Source organism: Enterobacter sp. JBIWA005, from assembly GCF_019968805.1.
GTDB classification, from domain to species: domain Bacteria; phylum Pseudomonadota; class Gammaproteobacteria; order Enterobacterales; family Enterobacteriaceae; genus Enterobacter; species Enterobacter vonholyi.
This window is the reverse complement of record NZ_CP074159.1, coordinates 2,065,320-2,081,585: the sequence shown is the minus strand read 5'-3', so window position 1 is coordinate 2,081,585 and position 16,266 is coordinate 2,065,320. Positions and strand designations below refer to the sequence as shown.

At 53.8% G+C, this 16,266-nt stretch carries 15 protein-coding genes; 7 read left to right on the top strand and 8 right to left on the bottom strand.

The annotated features are described in order from the left end of the window. Positions 1 to 346 precede the first annotated feature (346 nt). Positions 347 to 1,018, top strand: a complete 672-nt coding sequence (locus tag KGP22_RS09905) for an MgtC family protein (RefSeq protein ID WP_111964732.1) — start codon at positions 347 to 349, stop codon at positions 1,016 to 1,018. A gap of 245 nt (positions 1,019 to 1,263) precedes the next feature. Beyond that, a complete protein-coding gene (gene uspF / locus KGP22_RS09900; RefSeq protein WP_023292544.1) occupies positions 1,264 to 1,698 on the top strand; it encodes a universal stress protein UspF in 435 nt (144 codons plus the stop codon). A gap of 101 nt (positions 1,699 to 1,799) precedes the next feature. Here the strand turns inward: uspF and KGP22_RS09895 are convergent, their stop codons facing one another. Further along, positions 1,800 to 4,382 carry an EAL domain-containing protein gene (locus tag KGP22_RS09895; protein ID WP_223582085.1) on the bottom strand — a complete coding sequence of 861 codons (2,583 nt, stop codon included), beginning with the start codon at positions 4,380 to 4,382 and terminating at the stop codon, positions 1,800 to 1,802. A gap of 318 nt (positions 4,383 to 4,700) precedes the next feature. Beyond that, a complete protein-coding gene (gene dcp / locus KGP22_RS09890) occupies positions 4,701 to 6,734 on the bottom strand; it encodes a peptidyl-dipeptidase Dcp (RefSeq protein ID WP_223582083.1) in 2,034 nt (677 codons plus the stop codon). A 142-nt stretch (positions 6,735 to 6,876) separates the two neighbouring features. Here dcp and ydfG point away from each other — a divergent pair, with 142 nt between their 5' ends. Both ydfG and KGP22_RS09880 read left to right on the top strand, forming a co-directional pair. Next, positions 6,877 to 7,623, top strand: a complete 747-nt coding sequence (gene ydfG / locus KGP22_RS09885; protein WP_023292548.1) for a bifunctional NADP-dependent 3-hydroxy acid dehydrogenase/3-hydroxypropionate dehydrogenase YdfG — start codon at positions 6,877 to 6,879, stop codon at positions 7,621 to 7,623. A gap of 91 nt (positions 7,624 to 7,714) precedes the next feature. Beyond that, positions 7,715 to 8,401, top strand: a complete 687-nt coding sequence (locus KGP22_RS09880) for a GntR family transcriptional regulator (RefSeq protein WP_014883681.1) — start codon at positions 7,715 to 7,717, stop codon at positions 8,399 to 8,401. 33 nt (positions 8,402 to 8,434) lie between these two features. Here the strand turns inward: KGP22_RS09880 and KGP22_RS09875 are convergent, their stop codons facing one another. Next, the gene (locus tag KGP22_RS09875; RefSeq protein ID WP_111965759.1) at positions 8,435 to 8,866 is read right to left on the bottom strand and encodes a universal stress protein; all 432 of its coding nucleotides are present in this window, start codon (positions 8,864 to 8,866) and stop codon (positions 8,435 to 8,437) included. A 287-nt stretch (positions 8,867 to 9,153) separates the two neighbouring features. On the opposite strand from KGP22_RS09875, the gene ydfZ reads away from it, so the two are divergent. Beyond that, positions 9,154 to 9,357: a putative selenium delivery protein YdfZ gene (ydfZ, locus tag KGP22_RS09870; protein WP_014883679.1), complete on the top strand. Its 204-nt coding sequence runs from the start codon at positions 9,154 to 9,156 to the stop codon at positions 9,355 to 9,357. Positions 9,358 to 9,400: 43 nt separating this feature from the next. On the opposite strand, the gene KGP22_RS09865 is transcribed toward ydfZ, so the two are convergent. The 5 genes from KGP22_RS09865 to KGP22_RS09845 form a co-directional block, all read right to left on the bottom strand. Beyond that, a complete protein-coding gene (locus KGP22_RS09865) occupies positions 9,401 to 10,864 on the bottom strand; it encodes a mannitol dehydrogenase family protein (protein ID WP_223582081.1) in 1,464 nt (487 codons plus the stop codon). Between the two features lie 220 nt (positions 10,865 to 11,084). Beyond that, the gene (locus KGP22_RS09860) at positions 11,085 to 12,452 is read right to left on the bottom strand and encodes an MFS transporter (RefSeq protein WP_149366805.1); all 1,368 of its coding nucleotides are present in this window, start codon (positions 12,450 to 12,452) and stop codon (positions 11,085 to 11,087) included. 72 nt (positions 12,453 to 12,524) lie between these two features. Further along, the gene (locus tag KGP22_RS09855; RefSeq protein WP_111965755.1) at positions 12,525 to 13,544 is read right to left on the bottom strand and encodes a Zn-dependent oxidoreductase; all 1,020 of its coding nucleotides are present in this window, start codon (positions 13,542 to 13,544) and stop codon (positions 12,525 to 12,527) included. A 14-nt stretch (positions 13,545 to 13,558) separates the two neighbouring features. Continuing rightward, complete coding sequence (manD, locus tag KGP22_RS09850) at positions 13,559 to 14,773, bottom strand: D-mannonate dehydratase ManD (protein WP_149366804.1); 1,215 nt, start codon at positions 14,771 to 14,773, stop codon at positions 13,559 to 13,561. 111 nt (positions 14,774 to 14,884) lie between these two features. Beyond that, on the bottom strand, positions 14,885 to 15,211 hold the full coding sequence (locus KGP22_RS09845; protein ID WP_111965753.1) for a YnfA family protein: 327 nt from the start codon (positions 15,209 to 15,211) through the stop codon (positions 14,885 to 14,887). 152 nt (positions 15,212 to 15,363) lie between these two features. Here KGP22_RS09845 and KGP22_RS09840 point away from each other — a divergent pair, with 152 nt between their 5' ends. Together KGP22_RS09840 and speG are read left to right on the top strand one after the other, a co-directional pair. Next, the gene (locus KGP22_RS09840) at positions 15,364 to 15,702 is read left to right on the top strand and encodes a DUF1283 family protein (protein WP_008502414.1); all 339 of its coding nucleotides are present in this window, start codon (positions 15,364 to 15,366) and stop codon (positions 15,700 to 15,702) included. Next, on the top strand, positions 15,702 to 16,262 hold the full coding sequence (gene speG / locus KGP22_RS09835) for a spermidine N1-acetyltransferase (RefSeq protein WP_048030664.1): 561 nt from the start codon (positions 15,702 to 15,704) through the stop codon (positions 16,260 to 16,262). Before KGP22_RS09840 ends, speG begins: the two co-directional genes overlap by 1 nt. Positions 16,263 to 16,266 lie beyond the last annotated feature (4 nt).

The following is a 16,266-nucleotide window of genomic DNA, read 5'->3' as shown; positions in this document are numbered from 1 at the left end:
CATAACGGAGGCTGTTTTTTCGCTTTACTCATTATTTCGCCTGACTATACTGGCAATAAATTTTCACAGGAGACCTTCGTTGGAAAGTCATTTTATCGTCGATACGAAGGTAAGCTAGCGCAATTTTCTCGCTGCTTACCTGAAAGGGTGGGCAGCAATCCTCTTTAAGCGATTGTATCCCGAAATAGTAAAACCACTCATTTTGTGGGGCATCGCATGTTCATGTTTACACATTCACTCTTTCCGCCACCGTTGTCCTGACACGTTTAGCATTTAAACGGCGTTATGATGTGCTTAGCAAAGCACTGACGCTTATTATTTAATAACGTTAACAGGCGACAGGCTGATGTTCCCTTATATCTCTCATCTGCTCGCAGCGATGCTGCTGGGCGCAATTATTGGCGCGGAAAGACAGTGGCGCCAGCGTATGGCCGGACTTCGTACCAATGCACTGGTTGCCACGGGTGCCGCAGTGTTCATTTTAAGTTCGGTATCGACTTCTCCTGATAGCCCGGGGCGTATCGCAGCGCAGATCGTCTCCGGTATCGGCTTTCTTGGCGCAGGCGTCATTATGCGTGAAGGAATGAATATTCGTGGTCTGAACACCGCCGCCACGCTGTGGTGCTCGGCCGGAATTGGCGTGCTATGTGGTTTAGGCCAGTTCTGGAATGCCGCCATGGCCAGCTTAATTATTCTCTGCGCCAACATATTGCTTCGCGAAGCCGCGCAGCGGATTAATCAGCTGCCCGTGCTCCATGAAGGCGAAAAAAGCTATGTTCTGAAAATCACCTGTGCTGACGAGCATGAAGATGCGGTGCGGCAGAGCATCGTTAATATGGCGAAAGAGTTGACGTTAAGTCTGAAAGCGATTTATTCCGCCACGGCTCAGGCTGAGGGAAAAACCGAAATTCGGGCTGAGGTGATGACCCGTGAAGAATACCGAAAATTACTCGAACTGATTATGGGCAATATGGGCGGGAATAAAATTATCGCGTCCGTCAGCTGTCACGCAATATGAACAAGGTACCGGGCATTGCGCCCGGTTGAGGCTTTGGCGTTTTGCAGAAAACGGACCGTGACGCGGAGAGATTCATCCCCGGATGTCCCTGTTCGTTGTCACGCCACGTTGGCAAGGTCACGGACAGGTTCGACTGTACGCCTATCACATAACCGAAATTTGTCCCCGTTATGACACCCTGCTCTCTGTTTTCCTGAAATTAACGGTCTACCCTGAATTGTGTGAAAAACACTCAGGAGGGACAAATGTACAACTCAATTTTAGTTCCAATTGACATTTCGGAGGATAGCCTGACGCACATGGTTATCCCCTTCGTTCAGGCACATACAGCACTTAACACAGCTAAAGTTCACTTTCTTACTGTCATTCCATCGCTTCCGTATTATTCATCATTAGGCCTGGCCTACTCGGTCGAAATGCCGAAGCTGAAAGAGTTCCAGCACGCGGCCTTAGCAAAGCTGGATGAAATCGTTAAGCAATTCAAAATTCCTCCAGACAAGATACAGACTCACGCCGTGACGGGCTCTCCAAAGGATCAAATCCTTAAGCTCGCTGACACGATCGATGCCGACCTGATTATCATCGCTTCCCACAAACCTGACATATCTACTTATCTGTTGGGTTCGAACGCTGCGGCAGTGGTTCGGCATGCGAAATGCCCTGTCCTGGTCGTAAGATAGAAAGCGGCGTTTACGATCGTGGATACGAACGGAGAGCGAATAACAAAAACCGGGCGAGAAGCCCGGTTTTTCATTTACGCTTCCCTGAGTGAAAACGCGATTTAGAGATTTACTCTGCTTGCGTTTAAATTTAAGTCCGTAATGGCGACCGGTTTTCCAAGCAGGTAGCCCTGAACCTCATCACATTTATTTTCTTTAAGAAAAGCGAGCTGTTCGACGGTCTCCACCCCTTCTGCGGTTACCGCCATGGAATAGGCTTTCCCCAGGTCAATAATTTTCTCCACGACTGACTGGTTCTGCGGCGAGTCACCCAGGGTAAAAATAAAGCTCTTGTCGAGCTTAAGCCCATCAAACTGAAACTTCCGCAGATAGCTCAGAGAGGCGTAGCCGGTTCCGAAATCGTCAATCAGAATGCGGACGCCCATTTTTTTGAGAGACTTCATGGTCTGCAGCGTTTTTTCAGGATCGGAAAGCGTGACGTTTTCCGTCACTTCTATTTCCAGCCGGTTGGATTCAAGCCCTGTTTCGTGAAGTAACTCTTTTATCCTTTCAGCAAGATCGCTTGCCTGGAATTCGATAGCAGAAATATTTACGGATACCGATAATCCCGGCAATTTATCTTTCGTTTCCGCACACGCTTTGCGTATGACCCAGTTGCTCAGGCTAATAATAAGCCCGGTTTCTTCTGCCAGCGGAATAAACTGGTCGGGCATTATGGTCCCCCGAGTCGGGTGCTGCCAGCGTACCAGCGCTTCGACGGCCTCTATTTTAGAATACCGGAGGTTATAACGGGGTTGGTAAACCAGGTAGAGTTGTTCTTCGCGAATCGCAGTCTTCAGCTCTAATTCCAGTTTCCTGCGTTCGGTCAGCTTTTCCGACATATCCGGGCGATAATAGACCCATCGGTTTCTGCCGGATTGCTTTGCCTGATACAGCGCAATATCTGCATAGCGTAGAAGATCGTTTGCGCTGATGCTATCCCGGGGAGCCTGTGCAATGCCCATGCTTACGCCTATCGCTACCTCATTTCCTTCAATGGAAAAAGGTCGGTTCAGTTCTTGCACGATGCGGCGACACACCTCTTCAATCTGGTCTTGCTGGCTGGTGTTGCCGAGGAGAATCATAAATTCATCCCCTCCCTGCCGTGCGACAAAATCACCTCGTCGAACGCAATATTTAAGACGTGAAGCGACCTCACCGAGCAGAGCATCCCCAGTAGAGTGCCCAAAAATATCATTGACGGGTTTAAACTTGTCTAAATCGAGACAAATCATGGCAAAGGGATAATGGTTAAGGTCTTCTTTAGCCAGCTGGCCTGCCAGAAATTCCTTAATATGATAGCGGTTCGGCAGACCGGTTAATTCATCATGACGTGACAGAAACTCCACACGTTTTGTTGCTTCAACTTCCTGAGAGACATCGGTTGCCGCGCCTCGCAAAACCACCGTTCCATCAGGCTGAGCAGAAAATTTTGCCAGGAGCGTGCAATATGACGTGGTTTGATGCGCGTGAGTATAAGGACAGTTTTTAAATTCAAAGCGCTCAGTTAAGTCCCGCTGGCTGGCACAGGCATGTGATAACCCGCTTGTCGACGGAAAGAGTTCATCCAGGCTGCGGCCTATCCATTTGCTATTTTCATATCCCGTTATTGTAGTAAAACGACCTGACAGCCATGTTATCTTTAACGATAAATCTGTTTCCCAGAACCAGTCGCTGGTTGTTTCACTGACGTCCCGGAATCGTTTTTCACTCGTAATTAGATTTAATCGCGCCTGCTCAAGGAGAAAGCTATTTTCGTCAAGCATTCTCGCCTTGTGCATAATATGACGCATTAATATTAGCGTCATCGATACCGTCAGAACGACTGAAAGAATGAGTAATGGCAAAAAATAAATTATCAACGCCTGGCCGGGATTTTCACCGTCCCAGATAATTTGCACATCACCATTCTGGGTGCTTAAGGTAAATTCCGTCTGATTATTTATTTGAGAAGTCACTGTAGCCGGTGAGGTACGAACATTCAGAATGCCGGCATCCTGCCCAATCGTGAGGAGTTTTTTAGCCGTTAACTTATCTATAAACACCATTGTCGAAGATTTCCCCGGTAAGGGTTGCACGCTCGTATCATCACCGGTCGTTATCCATTCAGCAGAAACAATGGCCGGGACCGAATTGATAAGCGTTAGCACAGAAACCGGCAATCCATTTTTAATGCTTATCTCACGCAGTAAACGGTCTTTGGTTGATTTGTCTAACCAGCGCTCCAGATCCTGAAGCTTCAGTTTCCCGTCAACCACGCTGTATCGCGTGCTCCCTTCAGGAGAGAGAACAAACACCCCTTCGTAGCCAAAGTTGTCATACAGGGACTTGCCCAGATTCTGCTTATCCCATACCCAGTGAACGTCTGTGGTCAGATGAAGATGTTTGTAGGCATCTCCCCACTCGGCATTGTCTTTCAAATGACTTCGCATGTTTTCCTGGCGGGTATCCAGGGCCTTCCTTAACAAAAATTCATCGTGCTTGTCGCTGATTTTATTAACATTATCTTTTATTATGAGCAGGGAAATTATTGCTGCAATAAAAATACTTATCAACAACGTTACTATATAGGTAAAAGTTTTATTTATCAGGCCTTTAGAAGGCTCGGTATCCGTGAAGCCCGGATTGTTCAAAGGTAGGGTCATCTTTCGCCTTCTTGACTGCTACTGCGTCGATTCTTATGCCATTTTCATTTATCGGCACAAAATAATAAAAATTTATAGCTAAAAATTGGCAGTTAAAAGATTTTTTATTTTTACAATCCAGATCAAAGTATTAATTACTCACTCATTTACAGACTACTCTCGGTAAATTATATATACCGGTAGAAGCGCGTTTTAATCTCACATTTTTTATTTATAAAGAACGCCTGTAAAAATTTTTTTTTGCTGAAGCATTTACCAGCAAGATGAAATTAAAAAACCGGGCGTAAAGCCCGGCTCTTTTTTCTGACGAAACTGTCGCTATTCGCTCAACCCGCGATTCTCCAGCATCGGTTCAATCTTCGGATCGCGCCCGCGCCAGCTGCGATAAAGTTCAGCCAGATCCGTGCTGTTACCACGAGACAAAATCGCCTCGCGGAATTTTTGCCCGTTTTCACGAGTTAAGCCGCCCTGCTCGACAAACCATTGATAGCCATCATCCGCCAGCATCTGCGTCCACAGGTAGGCGTAATACCCCGCCGCGTACCCGCCGCCGAAAATATGGGCAAAATAGCTGCTGCGGTAGCGCGGCGGTACGGCGGGCAGATCCAGCCCCTCTTTTTTCAACGCTGCCGCTTCAAAGCCTTCAACGTCCGAAACGGCCTCGCCGATGCCGTGCCAGTTCATGTCCAGCAGCGCGGCAGCCAGCAGCTCCGTCATGTCATAACCCTTGTTGAAATGGGTAGCGTTGAGCATGCTTTCCCGCAGCGCGTCCGGCATCGGCTCCCCGGTTTCGTAATGGCGCGCATAATGGGTAAACACCTGTGGATGGCTGGCCCAGTGCTCGTTGATTTGCGACGGGAACTCAACGAAATCACGCGGCGTATTGGTGCCGGAAAGGGTGGCGAAACGCTGGCTGGCAAAAAGACCGTGCAGCGTATGGCCAAACTCGTGGAACAGGGTGATCACGTCATCCCACGAGAGAAGCGCGATCCCGCCATTCGTCGGTTTTTGGTAGTTACAGACGTTGTAGATAACCGGACGGGAAGCAAACTCGAAGGATTGTTCGACGAAATTCCCCATCCATGCCCCGCCCTGCTTGGAATCACGGGCAAAGAAGTCGCCGTAAAACAGCGCCATGCCCTCACCGGTGTGGTCGAAAATTTCCCATACGCGGACGTCCGGATGATACACCGGGATATCAAAGCGCTCGACGAAGCGAATGCCAAACAGCTGGCTGGCGGCCCAGAAAACGCCATCCTGCAGCACGGTATTGAGCGCAAAGTAGGGCCTGATCTGCGACTCATCAAGGGCATATTTTGCCTGGCGCACGCGCTCGGCATAAAACGCCCAGTCCCAGGCCTGGACGGTGAAACCGCCCTGTTCGTCGTCAATGACTTTCTGAATATCGGCCTGCTCGCGTTCCGCGCGGGCACGGGCGGCAGGCACAATGCCGCGCATAAATTCCAGCGCGGCGGCCGGGGTTTTCGCCATCTGATCGGCGATACTCCAGCTGGCGTAATCCTCAAAGCCCAGCAGGCTGGCCTGCCGGGCGCGCAGCGCCGTCAGACGAAGGATCAGCTCGCGAGTGTCGTTTTCATCCCCTTTCTGGGTGCGCGTCCAGCCTGCGTTGAAAAGGTTTTCGCGGGTCTGACGATTGCGCAGCGCGGAAAGCGCGGGCTGCTGGGTGGTGTTCAGAAGCGGGATCAGCCAGCGATCTTTTAGCCCTCGCTCCGCGGCAGCCTGCGCGGCGTCCGCGATTTCACCGGCGCTGAGCCCGTCAAGCTGGTGCGCGTAATCCACCACCAGCCCACCCGTCTTATCGGCAGCCAGCAGGCGCTGGTTAAACTGGCTGGTCAGGGAGGCAGCCTCGGTATTCAGTGCCTTCAGCTCGGCCTTTTCTGTCTCATTCAGACGCGCACCGGCCAGAATAAACCGCTGATACGTCTCCTCGACCAGACGACGGGATTCGGCATCCAGCGCGGCACGATCCTGCCAGACGCTTTCCACGCGGGCGAACAGCACGTCATTCAGCCAGATATCGTTTGCCAGCGCGGCAAGCTCGGTGGAGAACTGTTCTTCCAGTTCCTGTAAATACGGATTGGTGTGAGCGGAAGTCATAGCGAAGAACACGCTGCTGACGCGCGCGAGCAAAGCGCCGCTTTTCTCCAGCGCCAGCACGGTGTTCGTGAAGTCAGGCGCAGCGGCCTGAGAGACAATCGCGTTAATGTCCGCCCGCTTCTGGCGAAGGGCTTCATCGAAAGCTGGACGATAGTGACTGTCGTCGATCTTATCAAAAGGGGGTGCCTGGTAAGGAAGCAGGCTGATTTCAAAAAAAGGATTCGTTGCCGTCATCTTTCACTCCTGAGTACGGGTATCCTCCCAGAGTAGGCCAGGCCGCCATCCCCTGCAACGCCGTCATACAAATGTTGCCTTAACGCACCCTCTGCCGCCGTGCTATGTTAGTAAAACACAAAAAGCGTTGAGGAACAGTGAGATGATTATTTTAGTTACCGGGGCAACGGCAGGTTTTGGTGAAAGCATCACGCGTCGCTTCGTCGCCAACGGACACAAGGTTATTGCGACCGGCCGTCGTCAGGAACGTCTGCAGGAGCTGAAGGACGAATTAGGCGACAGCATCCTGACCGCGCAGCTGGACGTGCGTAACCGCGCGGCGATTGAAGAGATGATTGCTAACCTGCCCGCCGAGTGGCGCGCCATCGACGTGCTGGTCAACAATGCCGGTCTGGCGCTGGGCATGGAGCCCGCGCACAAAGCCAGCGTTGAAGACTGGGAAAACATGATCGACACCAACAATAAAGGGCTGGTCTATATGACCCGCGCGGTGCTGCCGGGCATGGTTGAACGTAATCGCGGCCACATTATCAATATCGGCTCCACCGCCGGAAGCTGGCCTTATGCGGGCGGCAACGTCTACGGCGCGACGAAAGCGTTTGTGCGCCAGTTCAGCCTTAACCTGCGGACCGATCTGCACGGCACCGCCATTCGCGTCACCGACATCGAGCCGGGCCTCGTGGGCGGCACCGAGTTTTCCAACGTGCGCTTCAAGGGCGATGACGCGAAAGCAGACAAAACCTACGAAAACGCTAACGCCCTGACGCCGGAAGATGTCACCGAAACGGTCTGGTGGGTGGCGACGCTGCCAAAACACGTCAACATCAATACCGTAGAAATGATGCCGGTCAGCCAAAGTTTTGCCGGACTTAGCGTCCATCGTGGCTAAATCTGCCCTTCCCGGCCTGCGGGCCGGGTCTGTTTTGGTCTATAAAAGAATGGTAGTATGTTCAGGCTAACTCTCTGAGAAATGACAACTCATGGCCGCTGAATCGCAACTCAACCCCACCCAGCCCGTAAACCAGCAAATCTATCGCATTTTGCGACGTGATATTGTCCATTGCCTGATCCCACCAGGAACGCCGCTTTCTGAAAAAGAGGTGTCCGTGCGTTTTGACGTTTCCCGTCAGCCGGTGCGTGAAGCGTTTATTAAGCTTGCAGAAAACGGTCTAATTCAGATCCGCCCGCAGCGCGGCAGCTACGTGAACAAAATTTCTCTCTCTCAGGTGCGCAACGGCTGTTTTGTTCGCCAGGCCATTGAATGCGCGGTGGCGCGTCGTGCCGCAACGCTCATCAACGACAACCAGTGTTATCTGCTGGAGCAAAACCTGCATCAGCAGCGAATTGCGATTGACCGTAAGCAGCTGAATGATTTCTTCCAGCTTGATGATGAATTCCATCAGAAACTGGCGCAGATTGCGGATTGCCAGCTTGCCTGGGACACCATCGAAAACATCAAGGCCACCATCGACCGCGTGCGCTACATGAGCCTCGATCACGTCTCCCCGCCGGAAATGCTGCTCCGACAGCATCATGATATTTTCAGCGCGCTGGAAAAACGCGACCCGGACGGCGTGGAAAAAGCGATGACGCTGCATCTGCAGGAAATTAGCGAATCCGTGCAGCTGATTCGTCAGGAAAATAGCGAGTGGTTTAGCGAAGAGTAATATTCGCCGCCCCTTTCGGACGCGGCGATGGGTTTAGCGAACGACTAACACCGGAATAGTGGCGTAGCGCAGGATAGATTCCGCATTTGACCCCAGCAGATGGGTGCTGATGCCCGGATTTTTCGACCCGATGACGATCGCGTCATATTCCCCTTCTTTGCTCAGTCTGATAATTTCATCGCGGACGTTGCCAAAGCGAACAAGGCTGTCAATTTTCTCCGGCGAAATATCGAAAAGTCTTTTTAACGCGTTCATTTTCTTACCGGATTCCTCCGTCATATACTCTTCGAACTTTTTAATATCGGCGTTAAATCCACGCAGCAGGGATCGGCTGCTGGCCGGCAGAATATTGACCAGGGTAATCGAGGCGCCCTCAGCCTTCGCAAGGTTTGCCGCGTGGCGAACCGCTTTGTCGCTCAAATCCATTTCAAACACATCAACAGGCATCAAAATCTTCTTATACATAAGCCTGACTCCTTATTCCGATGAAAGGGTTATTTCCTGTACCCAGAATGGCATCAGGAATATAAACCAACCCTCAACGCTTCCCTGCTGAAACTATCAGCTAATGAAAATAACGGTCTGCTTTGTAAATTGCTGTAGTGAACCGTCAGCGCCCGACACAATAAAGAAAAAAGTGTGAGTTTGATCAAAAACAAAAACATGTGATGCAGACAGGCGTATTTATATGCTCCGTGAACGGCAACCCTGGAATAACGCCGTAACGAACAGGTTAGAGAGGAGAAAATACCATGATGACATACGACCGTAACCGCAATGCAATCACCACCGGCAGCCGCGTCATGATTAGCGGCACGGGCAAAACTGGCGTGATTAAAGCAATCCACAGCGACGGGCTGGATGCCGCGCAGGTGCGCCGCAGCAAAACGGTTGAAGTGGAAGGATGCGAAGGTAAGTTCGAACCGATTGAGCTGATTCGCCTGGGTATGCACTAAGCGGTGCGCGGACATGCCGCCGCGAACGGCGGCATGTGCTGAATTACCGTTGAGACACGTACTGCTCCACGGTCGCTTTCGCTCCCTTTTGCAGCAGCGTCAGGTAGGCCTTCATCACCGCATCAACAAAGACGGCTTCACGCGGTAACTCCTTGCCAAAGATGGCTTCAATGCCGAGAAGCGCCCTGACCCGGCTTTCCCCTTCCGCACTGCCCTTCACCGCCGCCTGAATCACCGCCAGCTGCGGGTCGCTTACGTCAATCGCGTTACCCTGCTCGTCCACGCCGCCGACATAGCGCATCCAGCCTGCCACGCCCAGCGCAAGCAGCGGGAAAGGCTTCTGATGCACCAGGTGCCAGCGCACGGAATCCAGCATGCGCTGCGGAAGCTTCTGGCTGCCGTCCATCGCAATTTGCCAGGTCCGATGGCGCAGGGCCGGGTTACTGTAGCGGGCAATCAGGAGATCGGCATAGCGCCCTAAATCGACGCCTTTGACCTTCAGCGTGGGCGCCTGCTCGTTGAGCATCAGCGCGTGCGCGGCAAGACGGTAATTCTTATCTTCCATGCAGTCGTTGATATGCTGATAGCCCGCCAGATAACCCAGGTACGCCAGGAACGAGTGGCTGCCGTTGAGCATGCGCAGCTTCATCTCTTCAAAAGGGATCACGTCCGACACCAGCTCGGCTCCGGCTTTTTCCCACGCAGGACGACCCGCCACAAAGTTATCTTCGATCACCCACTGACGGAACGGTTCACAGGCCACCGCCGCCGGATCGCGCACGCCGGTCAGCCGTTCGATTTTATCCAGCGTATCGGGAGTGACCGCGGGCACGATGCGATCCACCATAGTTGACGGGAAGGTGACGTGGGATTCAATCCAGTCCGCCAGTTCACCGTTTACCGCTCGGGCGTACGCGCAGGTGACATTGCGCATCACGTGACCGTTCTCTGGCATGTTGTCGCAGGACATCACGCTAAACGCCGGCAGACCCGCCGCCTTACGGCGCGCGAGCGCTTCCACGACGACACCCGGCGCGGATTTTGGCTGGTGCGGGTTTTGCAGGTCTGCGACGATAAACGGATGATCGAGCATCAGTTGCCCGGTCGCCGGTGAGTGACAGTACCCTTTCTCGGTGATGGTCAGCGAGACAATCGCCACCTGCGGTTCGCACATCGCCGCCAGCACCGTTTCCAGCCCGTCAACCTGCGCATGCAGCGCCTTTTTGACTACGCCAACTACGCGGGAAGTCCACGCATCGGCAGACATCTCCGCCACGGTATAGAGATTATCCTGGGCCTTCAGATCGGCAATCTGCTGCTCGCCGCCAATCAGGTTAACTTCACAGTAGCCCCAGTCGCTGCCGTGTTCAGCGGCAAGGATGTCGGCGTACACCGCCTGGTGCGCCCGGTGAAATGCGCCGAAGCCTAAATGTACAATGCGTGCTTTGAGGCTGTCGCGATCGTACTGAGGCAGCGTCGCGTTGGCCTGTAATAACGTGTTTTCCATGATTAAGACTCGTTAATTAGAAAGCTGTGGATCGCTGCCGCTCTTTCTGAAGCGGCAGCGCCTGCTGACTACACCAACTAGAATGGCAGCTGGAGTAAAAAGAGAACTGCCATCAACCATACCGATACTGCCGTTTGATTTTTTGATATATATTAACTTTTGCTCATCTGGTGTGACATAAAAATAAAGTTGTGTGACAGGTCACGCAGGCTGTAAACCACTAGCGTCGCGAAGAGACAGCGCCGTAACCCACACTCTCTTCTGGCGCAGACTCGGCTGCGTCATGCGCCGCGCTCAAATCACGGTCGCGCACTTCCGGCATCAGGATCGCCGAGACCAGTCCAATCGCGGAATAGGCCACCAGCATGGCAACAATGGGCCACCAGGAGCCGGTCATATTGCAGAAGATCCCTGCCAGCACCGGACCAAAGCCCACCGCCACCAGACCGCCCGCCTCTTTGGAGATGGCCATACGCGTAAAGCGATTTCGCGAGCCAAACATCTCCGCCATAGTGATATTTTCCAGCGCGAAGAGCCCCAGCACGGCGAAGTTATGGATAACGATGATAGAGAGCATGATCGTCCCCGGCGCATAGCTCTTATCGACGATGATCGACAGCATCGGGTAGGCGAGCAGAATGGCGGAGATGTTGAGGATAATATACGGCAGACGGCGCCCCACTTTATCGGAAAGCCAGCCCAGCAGCGGGATGGAGATAAACCCGAGAATGGAGCTGATCATCAGCGCATCGGTCGGGATGGCCTTATCGAACAGCAGCGTCTGGACCAGATACCCGGCAAGGAACGTCTGGATCAGACCCGAATTACCCGCCTGACCAAACCGCAGGCCGGTCGCCAGCCAGAAGGATTTGTTCTTCACCATGGAACCCAGCGAGGTATCCGGCTGCACGCTTTGTGCATCGTTTACTTTCTCAAAGACCGGGCTCTCCTTGAGATTCATACGCAGCCAGATGGCGAAGATCATCACCACGACGCTGGCGAGGAACGGCACGCGCCAGCCCCAGGCAATCAGCTCTTCACGATCGAGAGCAAAGAACATCACTGCCCAGATCGCCGTGGCGCTGAGCGTTCCGCAGTTCGTGCCCATCGCCACCAGCGAGGAGATGATGCCGCGTTTCCCTTTCGGCGCGTACTCCGCCAGCATGGTCCCCGCCCCGGAGATCTCAGCCCCAGCGCCCAGGCCCTGAATGATGCGCAGCGTCACCAGCAGAACCGGGGCAAAAATCCCGATCTGCGCGTAGGTCGGCAGGACGCCAATCAGCGTGGTGCAGATCCCCATCATGGTGATGGTGATGAACAGCACCTTCTTACGACCAATGCTGTCGCCCATTCTGCCGAAGATAAAGGCGCCGACAATGCGTGCGATATAGCCTGCGCCGTAGGTCCCCATCGCCAGAATCAGCGCCATCGCGGCAGACTGTTCGGGGAAGAAGATCTCATGAAAGACCAGGGCGGCCCCCAGCGAGTAAAGCTGAAAGTCCATAAACTCCAGAGCGGTGCCCAGCCAGCCGGAAACGGCGGCTTTCACCAGATCGGAGGTGGTTCTTTGAGGTTGTGCTTGCGTCATAATGGCTATCTCTGAAAGGTAAGATGCGTACCACCAGAGCCTGTCTGCGCAGGCTCTTAACCGCGTATTTAATTATTGACCGAACGTCAGTAAGACTTTGCAGCACTGCCGCTGGTCTTTTTCAAACAGTTCGATGGCGTCTGTTACATGGTGATAGTCAAAGGTATGGGTGATCAGTTTTTCCGGGTCGATCAGCCCTTTCTTCAGCCAGTCGATGACGACCGGGAATTTATTGGCATTGAGGCGGGAGGAGAATATCGCCAGCTCTTTGCCGGTGATGCCCTGCTGAACAATCTGGCTCGGCTCGCTGGAAAAGCCCATCAGCACGATGCGCGCCGCCGGAGAGGCCAGGGTTATCGCTTCCTGCAAAATAGCTGGATGGCAGGCGGCATCAATGATTAACGTCGGTTTGATGCCCTTTTCGTCCAGCGCGGCCTGCAGCGACTGCTCGCCGTTATTAAAGACCCAATCCGCGCCGCTGCGCCGGGCCATCGCCAGGCGCTCGTCTATGCGGTCAACCACGATAACCTGCTTCACCTGATAGACGCCTTTCAGCGCCTGCACGGTGACCAGCCCCATCGGGCCTGCGCCGTAAATCAGCGCGACGTCCTGCCCGGTGGGACTGGCCTGCCCCGTCACGTTGGCGGCGATGGTGAAGGGCTCCACCATAACGGCGTGTTTATCAGGAATGTCATCCGGAATGGGCCAGGCATTTTGTGCAGGTACTGCCGCATATTCGCTGAAGCCGCCGTCACGGTGAACGCCCAGCACCACCAGCGAGGTACAGACGTTCGGTTTTCCCACCGAGCACGGGTAGCAGTGCCCGCAGCTGATCACCGGGTCAACCGAGACGCGCTGGCCCAGGCGGGCAGCATCAACGCCCTCACCCACGGCGTCGATCGCGCCAAAAAACTCGTGGCCAATGACGCGTGGGTACTTAGCAAACGGGTTATGCCCGCGGTAGATGTGGCTGTCTGAACCGCAAATCCCGGCCAGTTTAATCTTGACGCGCACTTCGCCTGCGCCTGGTTCCGGGCGTGGCCGCTCTTCAATCACCAGTTCGTTCGGCTGCTGAATCACTACGCTTTTCATCGTTCTCTCCTCGCTTACCAGTTCCACAGCGTGCCGTCTTCGAGACGGGCCACCGGCAGATAGGCCGGATCGTACGGGTATTTCGCCGCCAGCTTTTCATCAAACTCGATGCCCAGCCCCGGCTTATCCCCAGGATGCATATAGCCGTTATCAAAGCGCCAGCTGTGCGGGAAGACCTCCAGCATCTGTTCGGAGTAGCCCATAAATTCCTGCACGCCAAAGTTCGGCACCCACAGGTCGAAATGCAGCGCGGCGGCGTGGCACACGGGCGAGAGATCAGACGGACCGTGCGAACCGGTACGCACCTGGTAGAGCGAGGCGAAGTCCGCGATGCGACGCATCCCGGTGATCCCGCCCGCGTGGGTAATGGTGGTGCGGATATAGTCGATGAGCTGCTCTTCGATGAGCTGCTTGCAGTCCCAGATGCTGTTAAACACTTCCCCCACGGCAATCGGCGTGACGGTGTGCTGGCGGATCAGTCGGAAGCAAGCCTGGTTTTCCGCAGGCGTTGGGTCTTCCATCCAAAACATGCGGAATTCCTCGATGCTCTTGCCGAAGCGCGCCGCTTCAATGGGCGTCAGGCGGTGGTGCATGTCGTGCAGGAGATGCTCATTGAACCCGAATTTACTGCGCACCGCGTCGAACAGCTTCGGCGTGAAATCGAGGTATTTTTCGGTGGACCAGAGCTGTTCTTCCGGCCAGTCGCCTTTGGTCGCAGGCTCGTAGGCCAGCCCCTTCCCTTTGGCCATGCCGTAGGTGGTTTTCATGCCCGGCACGCCGCACTGCACGCGGATCGCCTTGAAGCCCATCTCTTTATGGCGAGCGTAATCTTCCAGCACGTCGTCAATGGTATGGCCGGTGGTATGGCAATAGACCATCACTCCTTCCCGGGAGGCGCCGCCCAGCAGCTGGTAGAGCGGCATGTTGGCCGCTTTGGCTTTGATATCCCACAGCGCCATATCTACGGCGGAGATGGCCGACATGGTAACCGGGCCGCGACGCCAGTAGGCGCCTTTATAGAAAAACTGCCAGATGTCTTCGATGCGGTGCGCATCGCGGCCAGTCAGCTGCGGGCAAAGGTGATCCTTCAGGTATGAGGCCACGGAGAGCTCGCGTCCGTTTAGCGTAGCGTCACCAAGACCGACAAGCCCCTCATCGGTGGTGATTTTAAGGGTGACAAAGTTCCGCCCCGGGCAGGTAACAAACACGTCAGCCGCGACAATCTTCATAATTCTTTTCCTTACATCGCTCGTTGTGATGCTGGAAATTTACGCAACTACACTACTACCATACAAGTATAAAGATCGCGAAATCAGCTAGCGATCACAAAAACCGGGGGCTCAGGCGCGCCCCCATCCCACCACAATAATCAGCATACCGCACAGGGCAATCAGCGCCCCGGCCCAGTCGTATGCGCTGAGTTTGACCCCGTCCACGACGCGCAACCACAGCAGCGCTGTACACACATAAACACCACCGTAAGCCGCGTAAACGCGACCACTGGCCGCCGGATGCAGCGTTAGCAGCCAGACAAACAGGGCAAGCGCGACGCCCGCAGGGATCAGCAGCAGTGCGCTTCCCCCCTTCTTCAGCCAGAGCCAGGGCAGGAAGCAGCCGATGATTTCGCATAGCGCGGTGGCAAAAAAAAGCAGCGTCGTTTTAAGCATATTTCACGTCAGGTGAGGATTTATTTAACCATCATACCTGATGATGCCCTTTACTTTTCCATACTTGCCCCGCGGGTATGCCGTCATTTCGCATTAGTGTAGAATCTGTACGGGGTAACCTGATTACCTGCACCCATTTAAAAGGAAACGCTATGACCACATTAAGCAAACGCCTTTGTCTGACAGCCCTGCTGGCGCTGTCATCGTTCGCCTTTGCCGCCTCTGCGACAGCGGAAACCAGCAAGCTCATTATTGAGTCTGGTGACAGCGCGCAAAGCCGCCAGAACGCCGCTATGGACAAAGAACAATGGAATGACACCCGTAGCCTTCGCCAGAAGGTCAACAAACGTGCCGAAAAAGAGTGGGACAAAGAAGATGTTGCTTTTGACGCACGCGATAAGTGTCAGCAAAGTGCAAACGTCAATGCATACTGGGAGCCAAACACCCTGCGCTGCCTGGATCGCCGCACTGGCCGCACGGTAGCCCCGTAATGTCGGTGTCCTGCGACGTCAAACTCCGTCCGCTGGAGCGTGAAGACCTGCGCTTTGTGCACCAGCTCGACAACAATGCCAGCGTGATGCGCTACTGGTTCGAAGAGCCTTACGAGGCGTTTGTCGAGCTGTCCGATCTCTACGATAAACACATTCACGATCAGAGTGAACGTCGTTTTGTGGTGGAGTGTGAAGGTGAAAAAGCCGGGCTGGTGGAGCTGGTTGAGATCAACCACGTTCACCGTCGGGCGGAGTTCCAGATCATCATCTCCCCTGAGCATCAGGGAAAAGGCCTTGCGTCACGGGCGGCTAAGCTGGCAATGGATTACGGATTCAACGTTCTGAATCTCTACAAGCTTTACCTGATTGTGGATAAAGAGAACGAGAAAGCGATCCATATCTATCGCAAGCTGGGCTTTATGGTGGAAGGCGAGCTGATTCACGAGTTCTTTATTAACGGTGAATACCGCAATACCATTCGCATGTGCATTTTCCAGCATCAGCACCTGGCCGGACATAAACCGTCTGGCGCCAGCCTGCTGAAACCGACCGCGCAGTAACCTG

What these genes read in the sequence shown, in the direction of transcription:
- uspF (WP_023292544.1), top strand. Translation starts at nt 1,264, where the DNA reads ATGTACAACTCAATTTTAGTTCCAATTGACATTTCGGAGGATAGCCTG.
- speG (WP_048030664.1), top strand. Translation starts at nt 15,702, where the DNA reads ATGTCGGTGTCCTGCGACGTCAAACTCCGTCCGCTGGAGCGTGAAGAC.
- KGP22_RS09895 (WP_223582085.1), bottom strand. Translation starts at nt 4,382, where the DNA reads ATGACCCTACCTTTGAACAATCCGGGCTTCACGGATACCGAGCCTTCT.
- KGP22_RS09880 (WP_014883681.1), top strand. Translation starts at nt 7,715, where the DNA reads ATGGCCGCTGAATCGCAACTCAACCCCACCCAGCCCGTAAACCAGCAA.
- dcp (WP_223582083.1), bottom strand. Translation starts at nt 6,734, where the DNA reads ATGACGGCAACGAATCCTTTTTTTGAAATCAGCCTGCTTCCTTACCAG.
- ydfZ (WP_014883679.1), top strand. Translation starts at nt 9,154, where the DNA reads ATGATGACATACGACCGTAACCGCAATGCAATCACCACCGGCAGCCGC.
- ydfG (WP_023292548.1), top strand. Translation starts at nt 6,877, where the DNA reads ATGATTATTTTAGTTACCGGGGCAACGGCAGGTTTTGGTGAAAGCATC.
- KGP22_RS09875 (WP_111965759.1), bottom strand. Translation starts at nt 8,866, where the DNA reads ATGTATAAGAAGATTTTGATGCCTGTTGATGTGTTTGAAATGGATTTG.
- manD (WP_149366804.1), bottom strand. Translation starts at nt 14,773, where the DNA reads ATGAAGATTGTCGCGGCTGACGTGTTTGTTACCTGCCCGGGGCGGAAC.
- KGP22_RS09845 (WP_111965753.1), bottom strand. Translation starts at nt 15,211, where the DNA reads ATGCTTAAAACGACGCTGCTTTTTTTTGCCACCGCGCTATGCGAAATC.
- KGP22_RS09860 (WP_149366805.1), bottom strand. Translation starts at nt 12,452, where the DNA reads ATGACGCAAGCACAACCTCAAAGAACCACCTCCGATCTGGTGAAAGCC.
- KGP22_RS09865 (WP_223582081.1), bottom strand. Translation starts at nt 10,864, where the DNA reads ATGGAAAACACGTTATTACAGGCCAACGCGACGCTGCCTCAGTACGAT.
- KGP22_RS09905 (WP_111964732.1), top strand. Translation starts at nt 347, where the DNA reads ATGTTCCCTTATATCTCTCATCTGCTCGCAGCGATGCTGCTGGGCGCA.
- KGP22_RS09840 (WP_008502414.1), top strand. Translation starts at nt 15,364, where the DNA reads ATGACCACATTAAGCAAACGCCTTTGTCTGACAGCCCTGCTGGCGCTG.
- KGP22_RS09855 (WP_111965755.1), bottom strand. Translation starts at nt 13,544, where the DNA reads ATGAAAAGCGTAGTGATTCAGCAGCCGAACGAACTGGTGATTGAAGAG.